Annotated in this window: 21 protein-coding genes and 6 pseudogenes; 11 read left to right on the forward strand and 16 right to left on the reverse strand. The window is 54.4% G+C overall.

The annotated features are described in order from the left end of the window. Positions 1-3 precede the first annotated feature (3 nt). Positions 4-420, reverse strand: a complete 417-nt coding sequence (locus DA718_RS21425; RefSeq protein ID WP_014839980.1) for a fosfomycin resistance glutathione transferase FosA3 — start codon at positions 418-420, stop codon at positions 4-6. Between the two features lie 385 nt (positions 421-805). Here DA718_RS21425 and DA718_RS21430 point away from each other — a divergent pair, with 385 nt between their 5' ends. Next, positions 806-1510 carry an IS6-like element IS26 family transposase gene (locus DA718_RS21430; protein ID WP_001067855.1) on the forward strand — a complete coding sequence of 235 codons (705 nt, stop codon included), beginning with the start codon at positions 806-808 and terminating at the stop codon, positions 1508-1510. A 53-nt stretch (positions 1511-1563) separates the two neighbouring features. Here the strand turns inward: DA718_RS21430 and DA718_RS21435 are convergent. The 5 genes and pseudogenes from DA718_RS21435 to DA718_RS21455 all read right to left on the reverse strand — a co-directional run. Further along, a pseudogene (locus DA718_RS21435) lies at positions 1564-1809 on the reverse strand (NAD(+)--rifampin ADP-ribosyltransferase); the annotation flags it as partial. Positions 1810-1893: 84 nt separating this feature from the next. After that, on the reverse strand, positions 1894-2526 hold the full coding sequence (locus tag DA718_RS21440) for a type B-3 chloramphenicol O-acetyltransferase CatB3 (RefSeq protein ID WP_000186237.1): 633 nt from the start codon (positions 2524-2526) through the stop codon (positions 1894-1896). Between the two features lie 137 nt (positions 2527-2663). Then, on the reverse strand, positions 2664-3494 hold the full coding sequence (locus tag DA718_RS21445) for an oxacillin-hydrolyzing class D beta-lactamase OXA-1 (protein WP_001334766.1): 831 nt from the start codon (positions 3492-3494) through the stop codon (positions 2664-2666). Between the two features lie 130 nt (positions 3495-3624). Next, positions 3625-4179 carry a fluoroquinolone-acetylating aminoglycoside 6'-N-acetyltransferase AAC(6')-Ib-cr5 gene (locus tag DA718_RS21450; RefSeq protein ID WP_063840321.1) on the reverse strand — a complete coding sequence of 185 codons (555 nt, stop codon included), beginning with the start codon at positions 4177-4179 and terminating at the stop codon, positions 3625-3627. 143 nt (positions 4180-4322) lie between these two features. Further along, a complete protein-coding gene (locus tag DA718_RS21455) occupies positions 4323-5027 on the reverse strand; it encodes an IS6-like element IS26 family transposase (protein ID WP_001067855.1) in 705 nt (234 codons plus the stop codon). 65 nt (positions 5028-5092) lie between these two features. Between DA718_RS21455 and DA718_RS21460 the strand changes: the two are divergent. Both DA718_RS21460 and DA718_RS21465 read left to right on the forward strand, forming a co-directional pair. Then, positions 5093-6607 (forward strand): annotated as a pseudogene (locus DA718_RS21460) (Tn3-like element TnAs1 family transposase); the annotation flags it as partial. A 33-nt stretch (positions 6608-6640) separates the two neighbouring features. Further along, positions 6641-6754, forward strand: a pseudogene (locus tag DA718_RS21465) (IS6 family transposase); the annotation flags it as partial. Between the two features lie 45 nt (positions 6755-6799). Here DA718_RS21465 and DA718_RS21475 read toward each other — a convergent pair. From DA718_RS21475 to tet(D), 3 genes and pseudogenes are all read right to left on the reverse strand, one after another. Then, positions 6800-7222, reverse strand: a pseudogene (locus tag DA718_RS21475) (alpha/beta hydrolase-fold protein); the annotation flags it as partial. Between the two features lie 21 nt (positions 7223-7243). Beyond that, positions 7244-8353, reverse strand: a complete 1110-nt coding sequence (locus tag DA718_RS21480) for an S-(hydroxymethyl)glutathione dehydrogenase/class III alcohol dehydrogenase (protein ID WP_000842134.1) — start codon at positions 8351-8353, stop codon at positions 7244-7246. Positions 8354-8447: 94 nt separating this feature from the next. After that, positions 8448-9632, reverse strand: coding sequence for a tetracycline efflux MFS transporter Tet(D) (gene tet(D) / locus DA718_RS21485; RefSeq protein ID WP_112217425.1), 1185 nt, complete (start codon positions 9630-9632; stop codon positions 8448-8450). A 95-nt stretch (positions 9633-9727) separates the two neighbouring features. Here tet(D) and tetR(D) point away from each other — a divergent pair, with 95 nt between their 5' ends. Beyond that, positions 9728-10384: a tetracycline resistance transcriptional repressor TetR(D) gene (gene tetR(D), locus DA718_RS21490; protein ID WP_000113282.1), complete on the forward strand. Its 657-nt coding sequence runs from the start codon at positions 9728-9730 to the stop codon at positions 10382-10384. Between the two features lie 11 nt (positions 10385-10395). Beyond that, positions 10396-11100 (forward strand): IS6-like element IS26 family transposase, encoded by a 705-nt coding sequence (locus tag DA718_RS21495; protein ID WP_001067855.1) that lies wholly within the window; start codon positions 10396-10398, stop codon positions 11098-11100. Between the two features lie 143 nt (positions 11101-11243). Here the strand turns inward: DA718_RS21495 and DA718_RS21505 are convergent, their stop codons facing one another. Next, positions 11244-11885, reverse strand: coding sequence for a type A-2 chloramphenicol O-acetyltransferase CatII (locus DA718_RS21505; protein ID WP_001011939.1), 642 nt, complete (start codon positions 11883-11885; stop codon positions 11244-11246). A gap of 149 nt (positions 11886-12034) precedes the next feature. Beyond that, positions 12035-12535 carry a hypothetical protein gene (locus DA718_RS21510; RefSeq protein ID WP_001239317.1) on the reverse strand — a complete coding sequence of 167 codons (501 nt, stop codon included), beginning with the start codon at positions 12533-12535 and terminating at the stop codon, positions 12035-12037. Positions 12536-12614: 79 nt separating this feature from the next. Here DA718_RS21510 and DA718_RS21515 point away from each other — a divergent pair, with 79 nt between their 5' ends. From DA718_RS21515 to DA718_RS21550, 6 genes and pseudogenes are all read left to right on the forward strand, one after another. Beyond that, entirely contained in the window at positions 12615-13319 is a 705-nt protein-coding gene (locus DA718_RS21515) for an IS6-like element IS26 family transposase (RefSeq protein ID WP_001067855.1), read from the forward strand. 49 nt (positions 13320-13368) lie between these two features. Beyond that, positions 13369-14088: pseudogene (locus DA718_RS21525) on the forward strand (helicase RepA family protein); the annotation flags it as partial. Beyond that, entirely contained in the window at positions 14075-14926 is an 852-nt protein-coding gene (repC, locus tag DA718_RS21530; protein ID WP_000240536.1) for a replication protein C, IncQ-type, read from the forward strand. The pseudogene DA718_RS21525 and the gene repC, both read left to right, overlap by 14 nt. 307 nt (positions 14927-15233) lie before the next feature. Beyond that, positions 15234-16049: a sulfonamide-resistant dihydropteroate synthase Sul2 gene (sul2, locus tag DA718_RS21540; protein ID WP_001043265.1), complete on the forward strand. Its 816-nt coding sequence runs from the start codon at positions 15234-15236 to the stop codon at positions 16047-16049. Positions 16050-16109: 60 nt separating this feature from the next. After that, complete coding sequence (gene aph(3'')-Ib / locus DA718_RS21545) at positions 16110-16913, forward strand: aminoglycoside O-phosphotransferase APH(3'')-Ib (RefSeq protein ID WP_001082319.1); 804 nt, start codon at positions 16110-16112, stop codon at positions 16911-16913. After that, entirely contained in the window at positions 16913-17749 is an 837-nt protein-coding gene (locus DA718_RS21550) for an aminoglycoside O-phosphotransferase APH(6)-Id (RefSeq protein ID WP_000480968.1), read from the forward strand. Before aph(3'')-Ib ends, DA718_RS21550 begins: the two co-directional genes overlap by 1 nt. Before the next feature lie 60 nt (positions 17750-17809). On the opposite strand, the gene DA718_RS21555 is transcribed toward DA718_RS21550, so the two are convergent. The 5 genes and pseudogenes from DA718_RS21555 to DA718_RS21580 form a co-directional block, all read right to left on the reverse strand. Continuing rightward, positions 17810-18514 carry an IS6-like element IS26 family transposase gene (locus DA718_RS21555; RefSeq protein ID WP_001067855.1) on the reverse strand — a complete coding sequence of 235 codons (705 nt, stop codon included), beginning with the start codon at positions 18512-18514 and terminating at the stop codon, positions 17810-17812. Positions 18515-18683: 169 nt separating this feature from the next. Next, positions 18684-18953, reverse strand: a pseudogene (locus DA718_RS21565) (IS91 family transposase); the annotation flags it as partial. Positions 18954-19111: 158 nt separating this feature from the next. After that, positions 19112-19972, reverse strand: coding sequence for a broad-spectrum class A beta-lactamase TEM-1 (locus DA718_RS21570; protein WP_000027057.1), 861 nt, complete (start codon positions 19970-19972; stop codon positions 19112-19114). Between the two features lie 820 nt (positions 19973-20792). Continuing rightward, complete coding sequence (locus DA718_RS21575; RefSeq protein ID WP_000971921.1) at positions 20793-22163, reverse strand: IS1182-like element ISCfr1 family transposase; 1371 nt, start codon at positions 22161-22163, stop codon at positions 20793-20795. Between the two features lie 114 nt (positions 22164-22277). Continuing rightward, positions 22278-23414 (reverse strand): protein NO VEIN domain-containing protein, encoded by a 1137-nt coding sequence (locus tag DA718_RS21580; RefSeq protein ID WP_000080861.1) that lies wholly within the window; start codon positions 23412-23414, stop codon positions 22278-22280. Positions 23415-23426 lie beyond the last annotated feature (12 nt).

The following is a 23426-nucleotide window of genomic DNA, read 5'->3' on the forward strand; positions in this document are numbered from 1 at the left end:
CCGTCAATCAAAAAAGACCATCCCCTTGTAGGGGCGTTCGCGACAGGCGGCCAGCCGCTGCGCCAGATTCCCCACATGCAGCTCCAGCTTATGGCCGTCAGGGTCGAGAAAATAGTAAGACGCCCCTTCACTGCGGTTATCTTTCCATACCTCAGCCCCCGCCTGCGCCAGCAGAGCCACCACCCCGGCAAACTCTTCTTCCGCCACGCTGAAGGCGTAGTGGGTATAGTCGCTTTCCTGAGGGGGCGTTTTACGCCGCTGCTCATCCAGCGACAAGCACAGCCACAGCGCCCCACAGGAGAGATAGGCTCCGCTATCCCAGCTGGCGTGCAGGCGCATTCCAGGTAACTGCTGATAAAATGCCAGGCTTGACGCCAGATCGCTGACCGCCAGCGTCAGATGATTCAATCCCTGCAGCATGACTTTTCCTCCCGTTATCAAACCCTGTTGTAAACTGTGATCGGCGACGCATCCCCTCCCGGCCTCACCTCATCACCGGCTAAAAAGCGCATTTTTTGCGTTTAGCCTGCCATCGGAAACCTGCGCCTCGCCACACTAATCCCCGCTCTATGTTACCCCTTTTTTGAAATCATTTAGCAATCCAATAACATTTCATCCCCCCGGAAAAAGCGGGCTAAAAATCGCCTTATTGAAGACCAAATCAGCACCGACATTACAGCATAAAGACATAAATAAACGCCCTAAAAAGACTAAATCACAGAGCTATATCCTAAATAATTACGGCACTGTTGCAAATAGTCGGTGGTGATAAACTTATCATCCCCTTTTGCTGATGGAGCTGCACATGAACCCATTCAAAGGCCGGCATTTTCAGCGTGACATCATTCTGTGGGCCGTACGCTGGTACTGCAAATACGGCATCAGTTACCGTGAGCTGCAGGAGATGCTTGCTGAACGCGGAGTGAATGTCGATCACTCCACGATTTACCGCTGGGTTCAGCGTTATGCGCCTGAAATGGAAAAACGGCTGCGCTGGTACTGGCGTAACCCTTCCGATCTTTGCCCGTGGCACATGGATGAAACCTACGTGAAGGTCAATGGCCGCTGGGCGTATCTGTACCGGGCCGTCGACAGCCGGGGCCGCACTGTCGATTTTTATCTCTCCTCCCGTCGTAACAGCAAAGCTGCATACCGGTTTCTGGGTAAAATCCTCAACAACGTGAAGAAGTGGCAGATCCCGCGATTCATCAACACGGATAAAGCGCCCGCCTATGGTCGCGCGCTTGCTCTGCTCAAACGCGAAGGCCGGTGCCCGTCTGACGTTGAACACCGACAGATTAAGTACCGGAACAACGTGATTGAATGCGATCATGGCAAACTGAAACGGATAATCGGCGCCACGCTGGGATTTAAATCCATGAAGACGGCTTACGCCACCATCAAAGGTATTGAGGTGATGCGTGCACTACGCAAAGGCCAGGCCTCAGCATTTTATTATGGTGATCCCCTGGGCGAAATGCGCCTGGTAAGCAGAGTTTTTGAAATGTAAGGCCTTTGAATAAGACAAAAGGCTGCCTCATCGCTAACTTTGCAACAGTGCCCAACTATGTATATGTAGCCGCGACCCTCGAGGCCAGACAGTGACATAGCAAGTTCAGCTCCCCAAACTGCTGGCTCCATCAAGGCTGAAAAGTAGATGTGCTTAAGAATACGACCGTCCTCGAAATGAGAGATGAACCCTGTGGTTAGCAAGTCACCAATCGCCAAATTGGCTTTGGTTCCATGATAGAACGGTCCTTGCACCTGCTTGTAATTATCATGAGAGATGGGAATCCAATCTTTTACCATTTTAAGACCCTTAATTGTTGGGATTTGGCTGCATAACGCCTGAAATAAGCCGTGCCGCGAAGCGGCATCGGCTTGATTGAATTGTTAGACGGCAAACTCGAGCCAATACTTGTGCAGGCCAACAATATTAGACGAGCACAGCATGGGCATTGCCGCTTTGATCTTCTCCAGTGACCAATTCCACCACTCCATCTCCAGAAGCAATGAAATTTCCTCATCGGTGAAGCGTTTCTTAATCTTCTTAGCGGGATTGCCGCCAACGATAGCGTAAGGCTCCACATCTTTTGTCACCAACGAGCGGCTGCCTATCACCGCACCGTGCCCGATCTTGATTCCGGGCATGACCATTGCCTCAGAGCCGATCCAAACGTCATTGCCAATGACAGTATTACCTGCTTTTTGGAAGGCATCGAGTGCGCTTGAGAATGCAGGTTCTTCCTGCATATAAAAGAACGGGAAAGATGATGCCCAGTCGTACCGATGCCCCTGATTGCCAGCCATGATAAAGGAAGCCCCACTCCCGATAGAGCAGAAACTACCGATGATCAACTTATCAACGTCATCACGGTCCGGAAACAGATACCGTGCGCAGTCATCGAATGAGTGCCCATGATAGTAGCCAGAGTAATAGCTGTACCGCCCAACTTTGATATTGGGGTTCTTCACTTGCTCAGAAAGCAGCTTGCCTTTGAAGGGGCTATCAAAGTAGTTGGTCATAAGAGATCCCGCGGTCTGTGACTTTGCCGTCTAACGTTTGAAATAAGGGGCGCCGAGCGCCAGCGAGGGGAGCCAAAAGCTTGCTTTTGGCCGTCCCGACTTGATTGAAGGGTTGGGCGATTTTGCCATTAGATTTTTTATAAATTTAGTGTGTTTAGAATGGTGATCGCATTTTTCTTGGCTTTTATGCTTGATGTTAAATTCGACCCCAAGTTTCCTGTAAGTGCGGACACAAAAACATATTTATGTCCTGATTTGCTTATAATAAACCCTTCAAACCATCCGTTTTGTAAGGTTCTATTTGCTGTGAATCCTGCACCAGTTTTCCCATACAGTTTTGTACTATTATCCAGATCTTGTAGATACATGTTCTCTATGGTGTTTTCTATGGCTGAGTTTTTAACTGGGAGATTGTGATTAATAATTTTACGCAGGAATTGAATTTGTTCTTCTGGTGAAATTTTTAAGCTACTTTCGAGCCATGCTTCTGTTAATCCGTTGTTTCTTTCTTTATCTCCAGAGAAGTCTTGATTTCCATAATCAAAATCTTTGAGATAATTCTTGATTTTATTTAATCCAATTTTTTGGGTTATTTCTTGCGAAACCCAAACAACAGAAAATTGCATCCACGTCTTTGGTGTATGATTGCTGTTCCAGATCTCCATTCCTTTGGGGGTTTTATCCCATTTGAATATGGTTTTCTGATCTATTATTTCCGCATCAAATGCCATAAGTGATAATGCGATCTTGAAAGTTGAATCTGGTGCCATTTGCGTTGCACACTTTGCTTTATTGAATTGAGCAATTTCAGCGTTTGTGGATGCATCGTAAAGTAAAAAACAACCTTCAGTTCCTTCAAATAATGGAGATGCAACAGTAGAGATATCTGTTGATGCACTGGCGCTGCTGTAGATAATATTTGCAATTATTAAAAAAATAGCGAAGTTGATATGTATTGTGTTTTTCATAATAAGTATTGGTTTGGTAAAGGGCTTAATTTTAACGGCTAACAATTAATGAGGCTCCGGGTTCGCCCAACGTTTGACATGAGGGGCGGCCAAGGGCGCCAGCCCTTGGACGTCCCCCTCGATGGAAGGGTTAGGCATCACTGCGTGTTCGCTCGAATGCCTGGCGTGTTTGAACCATGTACACGGCTGGACCATATGGGGTGGTTACGGTACCTTGCCTCTCAAACCCCGCTTTCTCGTAGCATCGGATCGCTCGCAAGTTGCTCGGCGACGGGTCCGTTTGGATCTTGGTGACCTCGGGATCATTGAACAGCAACTCAACCAGAGCTCGAACCAGCTTGGTTCCCAAGCCTTTGCCCAGTTGTGATGCATTCGCCAGTAACTGGTCTATTCCGCGTACTCCTGGATCGGTTTCTTCTTCCCACCGTCCGTCCCCGCTTCCAAGAGCAACGTACGACTGGGCATACCCAATCGGCTCTCCATTCAGCATTGCAATGTATGGAGTGACGGACTCTTGCGCTAAAACGCTTGGCAAGTACTGTTCCTGTACGTCAGCAAGTGTCGGGCGTGCTTCTTCTCCGCCCCACCACTCGACGATATGAGATCGATTTAGCCACTCATAGAGCATCGCAAGGTCATGCTCAGTCATGAGGCGCAGTGTGACGGAATCGTTGCTGTTGGTCACGATGCTGTACTTTGTGATGCCTAACTTTGTTTTTGCGTTGCTCATGATGTCTAACTCCCAATTTGTGTAGGGCTTATTATGCACGCTTAAAGGCACTGTTGCAAAGTTAGCGATGAGGCAGCCTTTTGTCTTATTCAAAGGCCTTACATTTCAAAAACTCTGCTTACCAGGCGCATTTCGCCCAGGGGATCACCATAATAAAATGCTGAGGCCTGGCCTTTGCGTAGTGCACGCATCACCTCAATACCTTTGATGGTGGCGTAAGCCGTCTTCATGGATTTAAATCCCAGCGTGGCGCCGATTATCCGTTTCAGTTTGCCATGATCGCATTCAATCACGTTGTTCCGGTACTTAATCTGTCGGTGTTCAACGTCAGACGGGCACCGGCCTTCGCGTTTGAGCAGAGCAAGCGCGCGACCATAGGCGGGCGCTTTATCCGTGTTGATGAATCGCGGGATCTGCCACTTCTTCACGTTGTTGAGGATTTTACCCAGAAACCGGTATGCAGCTTTGCTGTTACGACGGGAGGAGAGATAAAAATCGACAGTGCGGCCCCGGCTGTCGACGGCCCGGTACAGATACGCCCAGCGGCCATTGACCTTCACGTAGGTTTCATCCATGTGCCACGGGCAAAGATCGGAAGGGTTACGCCAGTACCAGCGCAGCCGTTTTTCCATTTCAGGCGCATAACGCTGAACCCAGCGGTAAATCGTGGAGTGATCGACATTCACTCCGCGTTCAGCCAGCATCTCCTGCAGCTCACGGTAACTGATGCCGTATTTGCAGTACCAGCGTACGGCCCACAGAATGATGTCACGCTGAAAATGCCGGCCTTTGAATGGGTTCATGTGCAGCTCCATCAGCAAAAGGGGATGATAAGTTTATCACCACCGACTATTTGCAACAGTGCCACTTCGACGACTACCTGCTGCCGGCCGAGAAGTTCGCCGCACTCAAGCGCGAGCAGGCCCTGCCCCTGGCGATCAACCCGAACAGCGACCAGTACCTGGAAGAGCGTTTGCAGCTGCTGGACGAGCAGTTGGCCACCGTCACCCGCCTGGCCAAGGACAACGAGCTGCCCGATGCCATCCTCACCGAGTCAGGGCTGAAAATCACCCCGCTGGATGCGGCGGTGCCGGATCGGGCGCAGGCGCTGATCGACCAAACCAGCCAGTTACTGCCGCGCATCAAGATCACCGAACTGCTGATGGACGTGGACGACTGGACGGGCTTCAGCCGCCACTTCACCCACTTGAAGGACGGGGCCGAGGCCAAAGACAGGACGTTGCTGCTGTCCGCAATCCTCGGTGATGCGATCAACCTCGGGCTGACCAAGATGGCCGAGTCGAGCCCCGGCCTGACCTACGCCAAGCTGTCCTGGCTGCAAGCCTGGCACATCCGCGACGAAACCTATTCGGCGGCCTTGGCCGAGCTGGTCAACCACCAGTATCGCCACGCCTTTGCCGCCCACTGGGGCGACGGCACGACCTCATCCTCCGATGGCCAGCGCTTCCGCGCGGGTGGCCGGGGCGAGAGCACCGGGCACGTCAACCCGAAGTACGGTAGCGAGCCGGGACGGCTGTTCTATACCCATATCTCCGACCAGTACGCGCCGTTCAGCACCCGCGTGGTGAATGTCGGCGTCCGCGATTCCACCTATGTGCTCGACGGCCTGCTGTACCACGAGTCCGACCTGCGGATCGAGGAGCACTACACCGACACGGCCGGCTTCACCGATCACGTCTTTGCCCTGATGCACCTGCTAGGCTTCCGCTTCGCGCCGCGCATCCGCGACCTCGGCGAAACCAAGCTGTACGTGCCGCAGGGCGTGCAAGCCTACCCGACGTTGCGCCCGCTGATCGGCGGCACCCTGAACATCAAGCACGTGCGTGCCCACTGGGACGACATCCTGCGCCTGGCCAGCTCGATCAAGCAGGGCACCGTCACCGCCTCGCTGATGCTGCGCAAGCTCGGCAGCTACCCGCGCCAGAACGGACTGGCCGTGGCCCTGCGCGAGCTGGGCCGGATCGAGCGCACGCTGTTCATCCTGGACTGGCTGCAAAGTGTTGAACTGCGCCGCCGCGTGCATGCCGGCCTGAACAAAGGTGAGGCGCGCAACTCGCTGGCCAGGGCGGTGTTCTTCAACCGCCTTGGGGAAATCAGGGATCGGAGCTTCGAGCAGCAGCGCTACCGGGCCAGCGGCCTCAACCTGGTGACGGCGGCTATCGTGCTGTGGAACACGGTGTACCTGGAACGCGCCACCCAGGGGTTGGTCGAGGCCGGCAAGCCGGTGGACGGCGAGCTGCTGCAATTCCTGTCGCCGCTGGGCTGGGAGCACATCAACCTAACCGGCGATTACGTCTGGCGGCAGAGCCGCAGACTGGAAGACGGGAAGTTTCGGCCCTTACGGATGCCCGGAAAACCTTAGCGTACGATTTTTTCCGAATTCTGCGGGCTCCCCACCATCAAAGGTATTGAGGTGATGCGTGCACTACGCAAAGGCCAGGCCTCAGCATTTTATTATGGTGATCCCCTGGGCGAAATGCGCCTGGTAAGCAGAGTTTTTGAAATGTAAGGCCTTTGAATAAGACAAAAGGCTGCCTCATCGCTAACTTTGCAACAGTGCCCGTTTTTCCGATGTGCCGAAATGCCCGCTTACCAGGGTGTGCAGCTCATTCAGAATATAATCATACATCTGATAATGCGCTTTCCACGGCTCCTGTGTGGCATTGACATAAAACCCGGCACCCTGGCCGAGATCGTACTCTTTATCATCCGCCACCTGACTGCCGCGCGGACTGGTATCCGGCGCGACAATCACCAGGCCGTGTTCCGCTGCGTAACGCTGTGCCCCGGCTTTGGTGATAAAATTCTGCTCGTTGCAGGTCAGCCCGGAAAGCCAGTACAGCACAGGACATTTCTCTGTTTTTGCCTGCGGCGGCAGAAACACGGAAAAAGTCATCGGCGTGCCGGTCACCGCAGAGTGGTGACGCCAGACTTCCTGGCTGCCGCCGAAACAGACGTGATGTTCAATCCGTTCCATAGTATCTCCCTGAATACGTTATCAGTAATGAATGACTGTGCGGATGGATTTGCCGTCGTGCATCAAATCAAAAGCTTCATTGATTTTATCCAGTTCCATGGTGTGCGTGACAAACGGCGCCAGCTCGATTTTGCCGCTCATGGCATCTTCCACCATTCCCGGCAACTGGGTACGCCCTTTCACGCCGCCGAACGCCGTGCCTTTCCAGACCCGGCCGGTCACCAGCTGGAACGGACGGGTTGAAATCTCTTTTCCGGCACCCGCCACCCCGATAATTACCGACTGCCCCCAGCCACGGTGCGCACTTTCCAGCGCCGACCGCATCACATTGACATTGCCGATACATTCAAAGGTATGATCCACACCCCATTTGGTCATTTCGACCAGCACCTGCTGAACAGGTTTGTCATAATCATTGGGATTAATGCAGTCTGTGGCGCCGAACTGTTTTGCCAGCTCAAACTTGGATGGATTGGTATCGATGGCAAAGATGCGCCCCGCTTTTGCCTGACGTGCGCCCTGCACCACGGCCAGCCCGATACCGCCGAGGCCGAATACCGCCACAGAATCCCCTTCCTGTACCTTCGCGGTATTGTGTACCGCGCCGATCCCGGTGGTCACGCCGCAGCCGAGCAGGCAAACCTGCTCCGCATTGGCCTGCGGATTGATTTTCGCCAGTGATACTTCCGCCACAACGGTATATTCGCTGAATGTCGAGCAGCCCATATAGTGATAGAGCGGCTGACCGTTATACGAAAAACGGCTGGTGCCGTCCGGCATCACGCCTTTGCCCTGGGTTTCGCGGACGGCAACACAGAGGTTGGTTTTACCGGAGGTACAGAAATCACACTCGCCGCACTCGGCGGTGTACAGCGGGATCACATGGTCGCCCGGTTTCACACTGGTCACGCCCTCACCGACCTCAACCACCACCCCGGCACCTTCATGGCCGAGCACCACCGGGAACAGACCTTCCGGATCATCACCGGAAAGCGTGTAGGCATCGGTATGGCATACCCCGGTGTGACTGATTTTCACCAGCACTTCACCTTTCTTCGGCGGTGCCACATCAATTTCAACAATTTCAAGGGGTAAACCCGGCCCGAAGGCGACTGCTGCGCGTGATTTCATAACGGTTCCTCTGTGTCTGAGGCTTATCATGGCAGGCGATAAGCACGAATGCCGTCCACCATACCGCACAACAGCGCTGCCTGTATAGCGCCGGTCAGCAGGTGGCCGCCACCGGTGCCGGTTTTCTGATCAGCAGACAGATTGCCAGCAGCAGACCGTACAGTGCCGTGCCAATCAGCCACACCGTACCGTCCGCACTCTGCTGTGTCTGACTGAAAATAAAAGCAAACAGCAGCGGGCCCGCCACGCCGGTCAGATTGGTCAGGCTGACCAGCACACCCTGTAGTTTTCCCTGATTTGCCGCCGATGCCCCGGCAGAGATAATGCCCTGCAATGCAGGCAGTGCAATTCCGCCGCCTGCCAGCAGGATCAGGACCGGATACACCATCCATCCGGAAGTGATAGCAGACATCAGTAAAAACGCGGTGGCATCGGCAATAAATCCGGCGAAAATAATGGTTTTCTCACTCAGCCGTTTTGCCAGCGCCCCGGCAACCATCGCCTGAAACAGTGCATGCATCGCCCCGAGTCCCGCCAGTGAAAAACCGACCGCCGCGCTGTCCCAGGCAAAGCGGCTCTCCGTAAACAATACCCAGACAGTGGCCGGGATCTGCCCGATAAGCTGCGCGGTAAAAAAGACAAACAGCAACAGCGCCAGAGGTTTAAGCAGTGTGATAAAGCTGATACCTGCGCTTTCTTGTTTCTGCTCCGCCGGTTTTTCTTCTGTCTGTACCGCCGGTTTAAAGATAAAAAAGACCATCAGAAAGGTGCAGGCATTCAGTATTGCCGCAATGACAAACGGCAGATGCGGTGAGATATCCCCCGCCAGTCCGCCGATAGCCGGCCCGGCAATCAGCCCGGCACCAAAGGCCGCACCGAGACGGCCGAACCAGGCGGTACGCTCGCTGACCGCCGTGCTGTCCGCCACTACCGAAGCCGCAACCGCGCCGGTGGCACCAGTGATCCCGGAGATAATCCGCCCGAGATACAACATCCACAGCACATTGGACAGTGCCAGCAGTGTGTAATCAAACGCGGCACCCGCCAGGGATAACAGCAGCACCGGTCTGCGCCCCAGCTTATCTGACCATCTGCCCAGCAGCGGAGCAAAACAGACCTGCATCACCGCATACAGCGCCAGCAGAATGCCGTAATGGTTTGCCACATCCGCTTCCGGGAGATATTCCCGCAGCAGTGACGGTAATACCGGCATGATCAGACCAATTCCCATCGCGTCCAGCAGTGTAATCACCAGCGCGATGACAGCGGGTTTATTCATTTTTCAGATCCTGTGTTAATTCCCTATCATTGATAGAGTTGGAATATATCCCTATCAATGATAGAGTGTCAATCTGAAAATCGGAGGAGACGGTCATGGCACGGCTGAACAGAGAATCGGTTATTGATGCGGCACTGGAACTGCTGAATGAGACAGGGATTGACGGGCTGACGACCCGCAAGCTGGCGCAGAAGCTGGGAATAGAACAGCCGACACTTTACTGGCATGTGAAAAATAAACGGGCGTTACTGGATGCGCTGGCGGTGGAGATCCTGGCGCGTCATCATGATTATTCACTGCCTGCGGCGGGGGAATCCTGGCAGTCATTTCTGCGCAATAATGCAATGAGTTTCCGCCGGGCGCTGCTGCGTTACCGTGACGGGGCAAAAGTGCACCTCGGCACCCGCCCTGATGAAAAACAGTATGATACGGTGGAAACCCAGTTACGCTTTATGACAGAAAACGGCTTTTCACTGCGCGACGGGTTATATGCGATTTCAGCGGTCAGTCATTTTACCCTTGGTGCCGTACTGGAGCAGCAGGAGCATACTGCCGCCCTGACCGACCGCCCTGCAGCACCGGACGAAAACCTGCCGCCGCTATTGCGGGAAGCGCTGCAGATTATGGACAGTGATGATGGTGAGCAGGCCTTTCTGCATGGCCTGGAGAGCCTGATCCGGGGGTTTGAGGTGCAGCTTACGGCACTGTTGCAAATAGTCGGTGGTGATAAACTTATCATCCCCTTTTGCTGATGGAGCTGCACATGAACCCATTCAAAGGCCGGCATTTTCAGCGTGACATCATTCTGTGGGCCGTACGCTGGTACTGCAAATACGGCATCAGTTACCGTGAGCTGCAGGAGATGCTGGCTGAACGCGGAGTGAATGTCGATCACTCCACGATTTACCGCTGGGTTCAGCGTTATGCGCCTGAAATGGAAAAACGGCTGCGCTGGTACTGGCGTAACCCTTCCGATCTTTGCCCGTGGCACATGGATGAAACCTACGTGAAGGTCAATGGCCGCTGGGCGTATCTGTACCGGGCCGTCGACAGCCGGGGCCGCACTGTCGATTTTTATCTCTCCTCCCGTCGTAACAGCAAAGCTGCATACCGGTTTCTGGGTAAAATCCTCAACAACGTGAAGAAGTGGCAGATCCCGCGATTCATCAACACGGATAAAGCGCCCGCCTATGGTCGCGCGCTTGCTCTGCTCAAACGCGAAGGCCGGTGCCCGTCTGACGTTGAACACCGACAGATTAAGTACCGGAACAACGTGATTGAATGCGATCATGGCAAACTGAAACGGATAATCGGCGCCACGCTGGGATTTAAATCCATGAAGACGGCTTACGCCACCATCAAAGGTATTGAGGTGATGCGTGCACTACGCAAAGGCCAGGCCTCAGCATTTTATTATGGTGATCCCCTGGGCGAAATGCGCCTGGTAAGCAGAGTTTTTGAAATGTAAGGCCTTTGAATAAGACAAAAGGCTGCCTCATCGCTAACTTTGCAACAGTGCCTTCTGAAACGAAATTACAGATTACGGTTAAAATATAAAAAAAAGCCACCAATCCTGCCGGATACGGTGGCTTAAATACAGAATTAATTAATTTATTTCAGTATGTTATCACACATCAGCTGAAGTGTATTGATAAACCTTGCTGCATGAAAACCATCACAGACTGCATGATGAACCTGTACAGAAACAGGTAATAGTACGCGGTCACCTTCCTGCTGAAACTTTGCCATTGTAAAAACCGGGGAAAAATAATCATCATTTCCGGTGATATTCAGATTAAATCCGTCAAAACTCACCCAGGGTAACGATGATATATTCAGGTGATTCTCCGGTAAATTTCCCTGCGGAAACAACCTGGTATCATGCTGATATTCTGCTGTTACCGCGTTATAACCCGCCATAAACTCACTGAGATCCGGAAAATAACGGCAGGACAGTGCGGAGAATGTTTCGGTTTCTTTATGAAAGACAGTAAAGACCGGGTCTGACTGTTCCCAGTAAATCAGTTCATTATCTTTCATTGCCATCCGGAACTCCGGAAACTGATTAACAGCCCGGGAGATCAGGTAAATCATCAGCGGATAAAACTTATAACCGGTTTTCGCCAGTGCAGTACGCAAAGCGGTAATATCGAGTTTGGTGGTCAGGCTGAATCCGCATTTAATCTGCTGACGATAAAGGGCAAAATGTTCCCTGCGATTCCAGGTATTCAGGTCAATCCGGGTAAAATTCATGGTTATTCCTTCTGATTAATAGTGAAAAATATTAATAATCAGAAGGCAGTCTGGTTGTCTCAATGGGTAACATTCCGTCCTCCGTAAGCTGTCTGGTATTCAGTAATAATACCCGATACGGGCTTAATCTGTATTAAGCCCGGTTTTATTTATTCCGGCCACTCATCCGCAAATACATAGCGGATCAGTTCTGCGGATTCACGGGGCGGTGCTCTCAGCACATCCGCCATTAAATCAATTTCCATCTGACAGGTTTGCAGCTTGTCTTCCGCCAGCACATACGGATCATCCGTCAGGAAACTATCGCCGTATTTATCCACCGACCCCTGTATTTGTGCCGAAAATAATGACTGAATTTCATCAGCGGAATAATGCGCAACCGGAGCCCCTTCACCGGCTGAATTCACCAGATCCAGCAACGCTCTGTTACCGATAATAAAGTCACGGTACCCGGCGGAAGCCTTTTTCATATCCGGCGGGCCAGACACTTCCGGATGCAGCACACGAAAGCAGAAGTCACCGGAGGTATCCTGCGCCAGTGCTTTCTGCAAAAATTCCAGCCGCATTTTCCCGTAATTAATCACCGCGTCATCCCCCGCGAGATAAAGCAGTTTTTTAATATTTTCGGTGGCCCACTGTTGCAGGCGCATATAGTACTCTAAACAGGGCACTGTTGCAAATAGTCGGTGGTGATAAACTTATCATCCCCTTTTGCTGATGGAGCTGCACATGAACCCATTCAAAGGCCGGCATTTTCAGCGTGACATCATTCTGTGGGCCGTACGCTGGTACTGCAAATACGGCATCAGTTACCGTGAGCTGCAGGAGATGCTGGCTGAACGCGGAGTGAATGTCGATCACTCCACGATTTACCGCTGGGTTCAGCGTTATGCGCCTGAAATGGAAAAACGGCTGCGCTGGTACTGGCGTAACCCTTCCGATCTTTGCCCGTGGCACATGGATGAAACCTACGTGAAGGTCAATGGCCGCTGGGCGTATCTGTACCGGGCCGTCGACAGCCGGGGCCGCACTGTCGATTTTTATCTCTCCTCCCGTCGTAACAGCAAAGCTGCATACCGGTTTCTGGGTAAAATCCTCAACAACGTGAAGAAGTGGCAGATCCCGCGATTCATCAACACGGATAAAGCGCCCGCCTATGGTCGCGCGCTTGCTCTGCTCAAACGCGAAGGCCGGTGCCCGTCTGACGTTGAACACCGACAGATTAAGTACCGGAACAACGTGATTGAATGCGATCATGGCAAACTGAAACGGATAATCGGCGCCACGCTGGGATTTAAATCCATGAAGACGGCTTACGCCACCATCAAAGGTATTGAGGTGATGCGTGCACTACGCAAAGGCCAGGCCTCAGCATTTTATTATGGTGATCCCCTGGGCGAAATGCGCCTGGTAAGCAGAGTTTTTGAAATGTAAGGCCTTTGAATAAGACAAAAGGCTGCCTCATCGCTAACTTTGCAACAGTGCCGGTAAATCCATGCTGGCCCTGCAACTGGCCGCACAGATTGCAGGCGGGCCGGATCTGCTGGAGGTGGGCGAACTGCCCACCGGCCCGGTGATCTACCTGCCCGCCGAAGACCCGCCCACCGCCATTCATCACCGCCTGCACGCCCTTGGGGCGCACCTCAGCGCCGAGGAACGGCAAGCCGTGGCTGACGGCCTGCTGATCCAGCCGCTGATCGGCAGCCTGCCCAACATCATGGCCCCGGAGTGGTTCGACGGCCTCAAGCGCGCCGCCGAGGGCCGCCGCCTGATGGTGCTGGACACGCTGCGCCGGTTCCACATCGAGGAAGAAAACGCCAGCGGCCCCATGGCCCAGGTCATCGGTCGCATGGAGGCCATCGCCGCCGATACCGGGTGCTCTATCGTGTTCCTGCACCATGCCAGCAAGGGCGCGGCCATGATGGGCGCAGGCGACCAGCAGCAGGCCAGCCGGGGCAGCTCGGTACTGGTCGATAACATCCGCTGGCAGTCCTACCTGTCGAGCATGACCAGCGCCGAGGCCGAGGAATGGGGTGTGGACGACGACCAGCGCCGGTTCTTCGTCCGCTTCGGTGTGAGCAAGGCCAACTATGGCGCACCGTTCGCTGATCGGTGGTTCAGGCGGCATGACGGCGGGGTGCTCAAGCCCGCCGTGCTGGAGAGGCAGCGCAAGAGCAAGGGGGTGCCCCGTGGTGAAGCCTAAGAACAAGCACAGCCTCAGCCACGTCCGGCACGACCCGGCGCACTGTCTGGCCCCCGGCCTGTTCCGTGCCCTCAAGCGGGGCGAGCGCAAGCGCAGCAAGCTGGACGTGACGTATGACTACGGCGACGGCAAGCGGATCGAGTTCAGCGGCCCGGAGCCGCTGGGCGCTGATGATCTGCGCATCCTGCAAGGGCTGGTGGCCATGGCTGGGCCTAATGGCCTAGTGCTTGGCCCGGAACCCAAGACCGAAGGCGGACGGCAGCTCCGGCTGTTCCTGGAACCCAAGTGGGAGGCCGTCACCGCTGATGCCATGGTGGTCAAAGGTAGCTATCGGGCGCTGGCAAAGGAAATCGGGGCAGAGGTCGATAGTGGTGGGGCGCTCAAGCACATACAGGACTGCATCGAGCGCCTTTGGAAGGTATCCATCATCGCCCAGAATGGCCGCAAGCGGCAGGGGTTTCGGCTGCTGTCGGAGTACGCCAGCGACGAGGCGGACGGGCGCCTGTACGTGGCCCTGAACCCCTTGATCGCGCAGGCCGTCATGGGTGGCGGCCAGCATGTGCGCATCAGCATGGACGAGGTGCGGGCGCTGGACAGCGAAACCGCCCGCCTGCTGCACCAGCGGCTGTGTGGCTGGATCGACCCCGGCAAAACCGGCAAGGCTTCCATAGATACCTTGTGCGGCTATGTCTGGCCGTCAGAGGCCAGTGGTTCGACCATGCGCAAGCGCCGCCAGCGGGTGCGCGAGGCGTTGCCGGAGCTGGTCGCGCTGGGCTGGACGGTAACCGAGTTCGCGGCGGGCAAGTACGACATCACCCGGCCCAAGGCGGCAGGCTGACCCCCCCCACTCTATTGTAAACAAGACATTTTTATCTTTTATATTCAATGGCTTATTTTCCTGCTAATTGGTAATACCATGAAAAATACCATGCTCAGAAAAGGCTTAACAATATTTTGAAAAATTGCCTACTGAGCGCTGCCGCACAGCTCCATAGGCCGCTTTCCTGGCTTTGCTTCCAGATGTATGCTATTCTGCTCCTGCAGCTAATGGATCACCGCAAACAGGTTACTCGCCTGGGGATTCCCTTTCGACCCGAGCATCCGTATGAGACTCATGCTCGATTATTATTATTATAGAAGCCCCCATGAATAAATCGCTCATCATTTTCGGCATCGTCAACATAACCTCGGACAGTTTCTCCGATGGAGGCCGGTATCTGGCGCCAGACGCAGCCATTGCGCAGGCGCGTAAGCTGATGGCCGAGGGGGCAGATGTGATCGACCTCGGTCCGGCATCCAGCAACCCCGACGCCGCGCCTGTTTCGTCCGACACAGAAATCGAGCGTATCGCGCCGGTGCTGGACGCGCTCAAGGCAGATGGCATTCCCGTCTCGCTCGACAGTTATCAACCCGCGACGCAAGCCTATGCCTTGTCGCGTGGTGTGGCCTATCTCAATGATATTCGCGGTTTTCCAGACGCTGCGTTCTATCCGCAATTGGCGAAATCATCTGCCAAACTCGTCGTTATGCATTCGGTGCAAGACGGGCAGGCAGATCGGCGCGAGGCACCCGCTGGCGACATCATGGATCACATTGCGGCGTTCTTTGACGCGCGCATCGCGGCGCTGACGGGTGCCGGTATCAAACGCAACCGCCTTGTCCTTGATCCCGGCATGGGGTTTTTTCTGGGGGCTGCTCCCGAAACCTCGCTCTCGGTGCTGGCGCGGTTCGATGAATTGCGGCTGCGCTTCGATTTGCCGGTGCTTCTGTCTGTTTCGCGCAAATCCTTTCTGCGCGCGCTCACAGGCCGTGGTCCGGGGGATGTCGGGGCCGCGACACTCGCTGCAGAGCTTGCCGCCGCCGCAGGTGGAGCTGACTTCATCCGCACACACGAGCCGCGCCCCTTGCGCGACGGGCTGGCGGTATTGGCGGCGCTAAAAGAAACCGCAAGAATTCGTTAACTGCACATTCGGGATATTTCTCTATATTCGCGCTTCATCAGAAAACTGAAGGAACCTCCATTGAATCGAACTAATATTTTTTTTGGTGAATCGCATTCTGACTGGTTGCCTGTCAGAGGCGGAGAATCTGGTGATTTTGTTTTTCGACGTGGTGACGGGCATGCCTTCGCGAAAATCGCACCTGCTTCCCGCCGCGGTGAGCTCGCTGGAGAGCGTGACCGCCTCATTTGGCTCAAAGGTCGAGGTGTGGCTTGCCCCGAGGTCATCAACTGGCAGGAGGAACAGGAGGGTGCATGCTTGGTGATAACGGCAATTCCGGGAGTACCGGCGGCTGATCTGTCTGGAGCGGATTTGCTCAAAGCGTGGCCGTCAATGGGGCAGCAACTTGGCGCTGTTCACAGCCTATCGGTTGATCAATGTCCGTTTGAGCGCAGGCTGTCGCGAATGTTCGGACGCGCCGTTGATGTGGTGTCCCGCAATGCCGTCAATCCCGACTTCTTACCGGACGAGGACAAGAGTACGCCGCAGCTCGATCTTTTGGCTCGTGTCGAACGAGAGCTACCGGTGCGGCTCGACCAAGAGCGCACCGATATGGTTGTTTGCCATGGTGATCCCTGCATGCCGAACTTCATGGTGGACCCTAAAACTCTTCAATGCACGGGTCTGATCGACCTTGGGCGGCTCGGAACAGCAGATCGCTATGCCGATTTGGCACTCATGATTGCTAACGCCGAAGAGAACTGGGCAGCGCCAGATGAAGCAGAGCGCGCCTTCGCTGTCCTATTCAATGTATTGGGGATCGAAGCCCCCGACCGCGAACGCCTTGCCTTCTATCTGCGATTGGACCCTCTGACTTGGGGTTGATGTTCATGCCGCCTGTTTTTCCTGCTCATTGGCACGTTTCGCAACCTGTTCTCATTGCGGACACCTTTTCCAGCCTCGTTTGGAAAGTTTCATTGCCAGACGGGACTCCTGCAATCGTCAAGGGATTGAAACCTATAGAAGACATTGCTGATGAACTGCGCGGGGCCGACTATCTGGTATGGCGGAATGGGAGGGGAGCAGTCCGGTTGCTCGGTCGTGAGAACAATCTGATGTTGCTCGAATATGCCGGGGAGCGAATGCTCTCTCACATCGTTGCCGAGCACGGCGACTACCAGGCGACCGAAATTGCAGCGGAACTAATGGCGAAGCTGTATGCCGCATCTGAGGAACCCCTGCCTTCTGCCCTTCTCCCGATCCGGGATCGCTTTGCAGCTTTGTTTCAGCGGGCGCGCGATGATCAAAACGCAGGTTGTCAAACTGACTACGTCCACGCGGCGATTATAGCCGATCAAATGATGAGCAATGCCTCGGAACTGCGTGGGCTACATGGCGATCTGCATCATGAAAACATCATGTTCTCCAGTCGCGGCTGGCTGGTGATAGATCCCGTCGGTCTGGTCGGTGAAGTGGGCTTTGGCGCCGCCAATATGTTCTACGATCCGGCTGACAGAGACGACCTTTGTCTCGATCCTAGACGCATTGCACAGATGGCGGACGCATTCTCTCGTGCGCTGGACGTCGATCCGCGTCGCCTGCTCGACCAGGCGTACGCTTATGGGTGCCTTTCCGCAGCTTGGAACGCGGATGGAGAAGAGGAGCAACGCGATCTAGCTATCGCGGCCGCGATCAAGCAGGTGCGACAGACGTCATACTAGATATCAAGGGCACTGTTGCAAAGTTAGCGATGAGGCAGCCTTTTGTCTTATTCAAAGGCCTTACATTTCAAAAACTCTGCTTACCAGGCGCATTTCGCCCAGGGGATCACCATAATAAAATGCTGAGGCCTGGCCTTTGCGTAGTGCACGCATCACCTCAATACCTTTGATGGTGGCGTAAGCCGTCTTCATGGATTTAAATCCCAGCGTGGCGCCGATTATCCGTTTCAGTTTGCCATGATCGCATTCAATCACGTTGTTCCGGTACTTAATCTGTCGGTGTTCAACGTCAGACGGGCACCGGCCTTCGCGTTTGAGCAGAGCAAGCGCGCGACCATAGGCGGGCGCTTTATCCGTGTTGATGAATCGCGGGATCTGCCACTTCTTCACGTTGTTGAGGATTTTACCCAGAAACCGGTATGCAGCTTTGCTGTTACGACGGGAGGAGAGATAAAAATCGACAGTGCGGCCCCGGCTGTCGACGGCCCGGTACAGATACGCCCAGCGGCCATTGACCTTCACGTAGGTTTCATCCATGTGCCACGGGCAAAGATCGGAAGGGTTACGCCAGTACCAGCGCAGCCGTTTTTCCATTTCAGGCGCATAACGCTGAACCCAGCGGTAAATCGTGGAGTGATCGACATTCACTCCGCGTTCAGCCAGCATCTCCTGCAGCTCACGGTAACTGATGCCGTATTTGCAGTACCAGCGTACGGCCCACAGAATGATGTCACGCTGAAAATGCCGGCCTTTGAATGGGTTCATGTGCAGCTCCATCAGCAAAAGGGGATGATAAGTTTATCACCACCGACTATTTGCAACAGTGCCATATCAAGCGACTTCTCCTATCCCCTGGGAACACATCAATCTCACCGGAGAATATCGCTGGCCAAAGCCTTAGCGTAGGATTCCGCCCCTTCCCGCAAACGACCCCAAACAGGAAACGCAGCTGAAACGGGAAGCTCAACACCCACTGACGCATGGGTTGTTCAGGCAGTACTTCATCAACCAGCAAGGCGGCACTTTCGGCCATCCGCCGCGCCCCACAGCTCGGGCAGAAACCGCGACGCTTACAGCTGAAAGCGACCAGGTGCTCGGCGTGGCAAGACTCGCAGCGAACCCGTAGAAAGCCATGCTCCAGCCGCCCGCATTGGAGAAATTCTTCAAATTCCCGTTGCACATAGCCCGGCAATTCCTTTCCCTGCTCTGCCATAAGGGGTCTGACGCTCAGTGGAACGAAAACTCACGTTAAGGGATTTTGGTCATGAGATTATCAAAAAGGATCTTCACCTAGATCCTTTTAAATTAAAAATGAAGTTTTAAATCAATCTAAAGTATATATGAGTAAACTTGGTCTGACAGTTACCAATGCTTAATCAGTGAGGCACCTATCTCAGCGATCTGTCTATTTCGTTCATCCATAGTTGCCTGACTCCCCGTCGTGTAGATAACTACGATACGGGAGGGCTTACCATCTGGCCCCAGTGCTGCAATGATACCGCGAGACCCACGCTCACCGGCTCCAGATTTATCAGCAATAAACCAGCCAGCCGGAAGGGCCGAGCGCAGAAGTGGTCCTGCAACTTTATCCGCCTCCATCCAGTCTATTAATTGTTGCCGGGAAGCTAGAGTAAGTAGTTCGCCAGTTAATAGTTTGCGCAACGTTGTTGCCATTGCTGCAGGCATCGTGGTGTCACGCTCGTCGTTTGGTATGGCTTCATTCAGCTCCGGTTCCCAACGATCAAGGCGAGTTACATGATCCCCCATGTTGTGCAAAAAAGCGGTTAGCTCCTTCGGTCCTCCGATCGTTGTCAGAAGTAAGTTGGCAGCAGTGTTATCACTCATGGTTATGGCAGCACTGCATAATTCTCTTACTGTCATGCCATCCGTAAGATGCTTTTCTGTGACTGGTGAGTACTCAACCAAGTCATTCTGAGAATAGTGTATGCGGCGACCGAGTTGCTCTTGCCCGGCGTCAACACGGGATAATACCGCACCACATAGCAGAACTTTAAAAGTGCTCATCATTGGAAAACGTTCTTCGGGGCGAAAACTCTCAAGGATCTTACCGCTGTTGAGATCCAGTTCGATGTAACCCACTCGTGCACCCAACTGATCTTCAGCATCTTTTACTTTCACCAGCGTTTCTGGGTGAGCAAAAACAGGAAGGCAAAATGCCGCAAAAAAGGGAATAAGGGCGACACGAAAATGTTGAATACTCATACTCTTCCTTTTTCAATATTATTGAAGCATTTACCAGGGTTATTGTCTCATGAGCGGATACATATTTGAATGTATTTAGAAAAATAAACAAATAGGGGTTCCGCGCACATTTCCCCGAAAAGTGCCACCTGACGTCTAAGAAACCATTATTATCATGACATTAACCTATAAAAATAGGCGTATCACGAGGCCTGTGGGAGGAAAATAAAGTGTCATCCTAACTACAGGACCCTGCAACGTAGCAATTCCTGCAAAAATCCATTTAAAACAATGACTTATTTCAATTCTGCCATCTGCAAGCGTTTTGTGGGGATGGAGGCCGGAATCATTAAAGTATCATCCTAATTTTCGCTCAACCTTGGAAAATGCTGAGAATCGTAAAAATAAAGTTTCATCCTTTCCGCTACTAGTTCAAGGCTTTCTTCCGGCCGCCGGCAACAACGCTGCTTGGCTGAGGCGATCCACTTGCGCTACCGCTCACTGATCAGATCGAACTTGAACTCGACGAGCAGCCAACCATCAGGCCGAGCGTGATCGCCAAAAAAAACGGATCATGCGAAATCCTTCGTTGAGTTTGGCGCGGGTTTTAGCAAATCAGCTGGCCCGCGATCCGGTTGAGAGTGATCCGAAGCGGTCCTTGACGACCGGCACAAATCGGCCGATTCTGTTGAAAAAGTAGCTTTAGCGGCAGCCTGCCGATCAGGTGTGCCTGCTGTCGAAGTGGCTGCAAGCCACTTCAAGTTGCCTTCCGGCGTTTCACTGAGCGTCCTTGCTCAGGTTTAAGGGTTAATTTGAGGGTTTCTGCTCGTAGCAGGCATACCTATCCCGTCAGCGGTGGCCCTTGAGGCAAAAGCTTGGCCATGCGGCGCAGGTTCTGCACCATCGCAGCCAAGGTGAATTCGTCAGTGGCACCCGTTAGGCCACGCAGTCGTAAACGGTCGAGTTTCATGATCCGTTTGAGGTGGGCGAAAAGCATCTCCACCTTCTTTCGTTCGCAGCGAGAGACGAGGTACTCCGGTGTCTTGGCGATGCGTCGAGCCACGTCGCGGGCAGCCTCATGGATGCTGCGGACGATCTTCCGATTCGGCGTGTTGGGGCAGCATTTCGCTTTCAACGGGCAGGTGGCGCAGTCGGTTTGGCTGGAGCGGTAAATGACGGTTTTGGCCTTAGTTACCCGCGACCTTTGCTGGGTGAAGGCGCGCCATTCACTGCGTAGCGGTTTGCCGGCTGGGCAGCGATATTCATTGGCGTCCTGACTCCAGTGAAAGTCGTTACTGGAGAGGCTGTCGTCCTTGCGCTCGGTCTTGTCCCACACCGGCACATGCGGTTCGATGTCCTTTTCTTCGACCATCCAGGCCAGCATCGGGGCGGTGCCATAAGCGGTATCGCCGATAAGGCGTTCCGGTGTGAGATCGAACTGCGCCTCGACACGCTCGACCATCGTCCTAGTCGAATCGACTTCGGCGGTACGGTGCGCCGGGGTAGCTTCCACGTCCATGATCACACCGTGCTCAGTGTCGATCAGGTAATTCGTGGAGTAGGCAAAAAAGGCCGGGCCACCTGGCGCTGCTGTCCAACGGGACTGAGGATCAGTGAGCGAAATTTTCTTGGGAAGAGCCTCAGCCAGCGCCTCTTCATCAAGGGCTTCGAGGTACTCGCGCACTGCGCGGCTGCTGAGCTTTGGATCGTTCCAATCGACCTCATCTCCCGCCACCCCACGTTGCCGGCTGGCATCCGCCTTAATGATGCTGGCGTCGACGGCGAAACCTTCACCCTTGACTAGGCCGGCTGCCATGCAGCGCCGCAGCACCTCATTGAATAACCAGCGGAATAGATCGCTGTCACGAAAACGCCCATGGCGATTCTTCGAGAAGGTCGAGTGATTGGGGACTTCGTCTTCCAGACCCAACCGGCAGAACCAGCGATAGGCCAGGTTCAGGTGCACCTCTTCGCACAATCGCCGCTCGGAACGAATGCCATAGCAGTAGCCGACGACCAGCATGCGCACCATCAACTCCGGGTCAATCGAGGGACGCCCGATGGGGCTATAGAAATCTGCCAGGTAGGCACGTAGATCACTGAGATCCAAGCACTGGTCGATGCTGCGCAGGAGATGTTGGGCCGGGACGTGATCTTCCAGATTGAACGAGTAGAACAGGCGCTGCTGTCCTCCCGGTAACTGTCCCATCATGCTGTTCGCCCCCACGCTCGCTGACAAAGCAATTTTGCCAACGGCATGGGGAGGCCGCTACTTTTTCAACAGAATCGGCCGCACACAGCCATTCGGCTCAACAGAACCCTGCCTTTACCCCACCAAACTCCGGAAACTCGCCCGGTAGTCCGTCGGCTTGAGATGCACATGTTGGCTGAGGTCGCCGGGTAGCGTGAACAGGCGCGGACCGTCCCGAAACTGGAACACGCGATACAGATGGAATTGATCGCCCGCCTCCTTGGAGAATTCGAGTTCGTTGTGGCTGACCAAGAAAGACGAGCCTACCCCGCCATTGGTGGTTTTCACCTCGATGAAGCGCTCATGGGCGTCCTCTTCGAACGACAGGATGTCGAACCCCGCACCGTCTCCCTGGGTGTCGGACACCCAATCCAGCCGCTGAAAAAGCTCTGGGTGGCCGAGCTCGGTCAGGCGTTGCTGTTCGTAGCCAATCACCCACTGCTCCCCTGCCCGGCCCAGCTTGCGGTTGGCTTCATCGCGAGCGGCATAATCGAACTTTCGCGGTAGGCGTTGCCGTAGAGATGCCGGGGTACGCACAAGCACTTCACGGGCGGGTGGTTCTACCAAAGCCGCTCGGTAGGTTTTGTCACCCGGAAGTTTTACCTCCTCCAGGGCATCGACAAGAGCGCCGACCGTCTGCTGATGTTCCAGAACGTAGGCGTGTACGGATTTACGCAGCAGCAGTTGGCTGTTGCCGCGTGGCTTGTAGCCGTTGATATAGGGCAGGCCCAGGGCATCGAGTACGGCGCTAATGTTCTGGTGCTTGAGCTCGACTGAAGACTTGCTGCGACCGTTCAGCAGTTGGCGCAGTGCCTGGTTGTGCTCGGACTTGTGGTACGGCTCCCCAGCCGCCTCGGCACGCAGCATGTCGAAATAGTCTTCGACCGTGGCCAGGACCTCTTCTTCGGACCAGTCTTCGCCGATGCGAATGATGCGAAACCCGAGCCGCGTCAGCGCCGGAACGACGGTCGTCTCGCCACCGGAGAAGCTGTCAGCAGTGAGCGGGCCCTGCTCGGGAAATTGCTTGCCGAAGGCCACACCGGCGATGGCCTTGGAATCGCAATCGGTGCCGGTCTTCGGATCACGTACCAGGAAGTCGCGGGACTTGCCGTAGCCGTGGCGCGCCAGGAATTTCGTGCGGCCCAGTTGCACGAACTCATCGATGGCAGCCTGCACGGCGGCGGGGCTTCGAAGCTGGGAGAGTTGAGACACAGGGTCCTTCCT

Source organism: Klebsiella huaxiensis (assembly GCF_003261575.2).
Taxonomy (GTDB): Bacteria; Pseudomonadota; Gammaproteobacteria; order Enterobacterales; family Enterobacteriaceae; genus Klebsiella; species Klebsiella huaxiensis.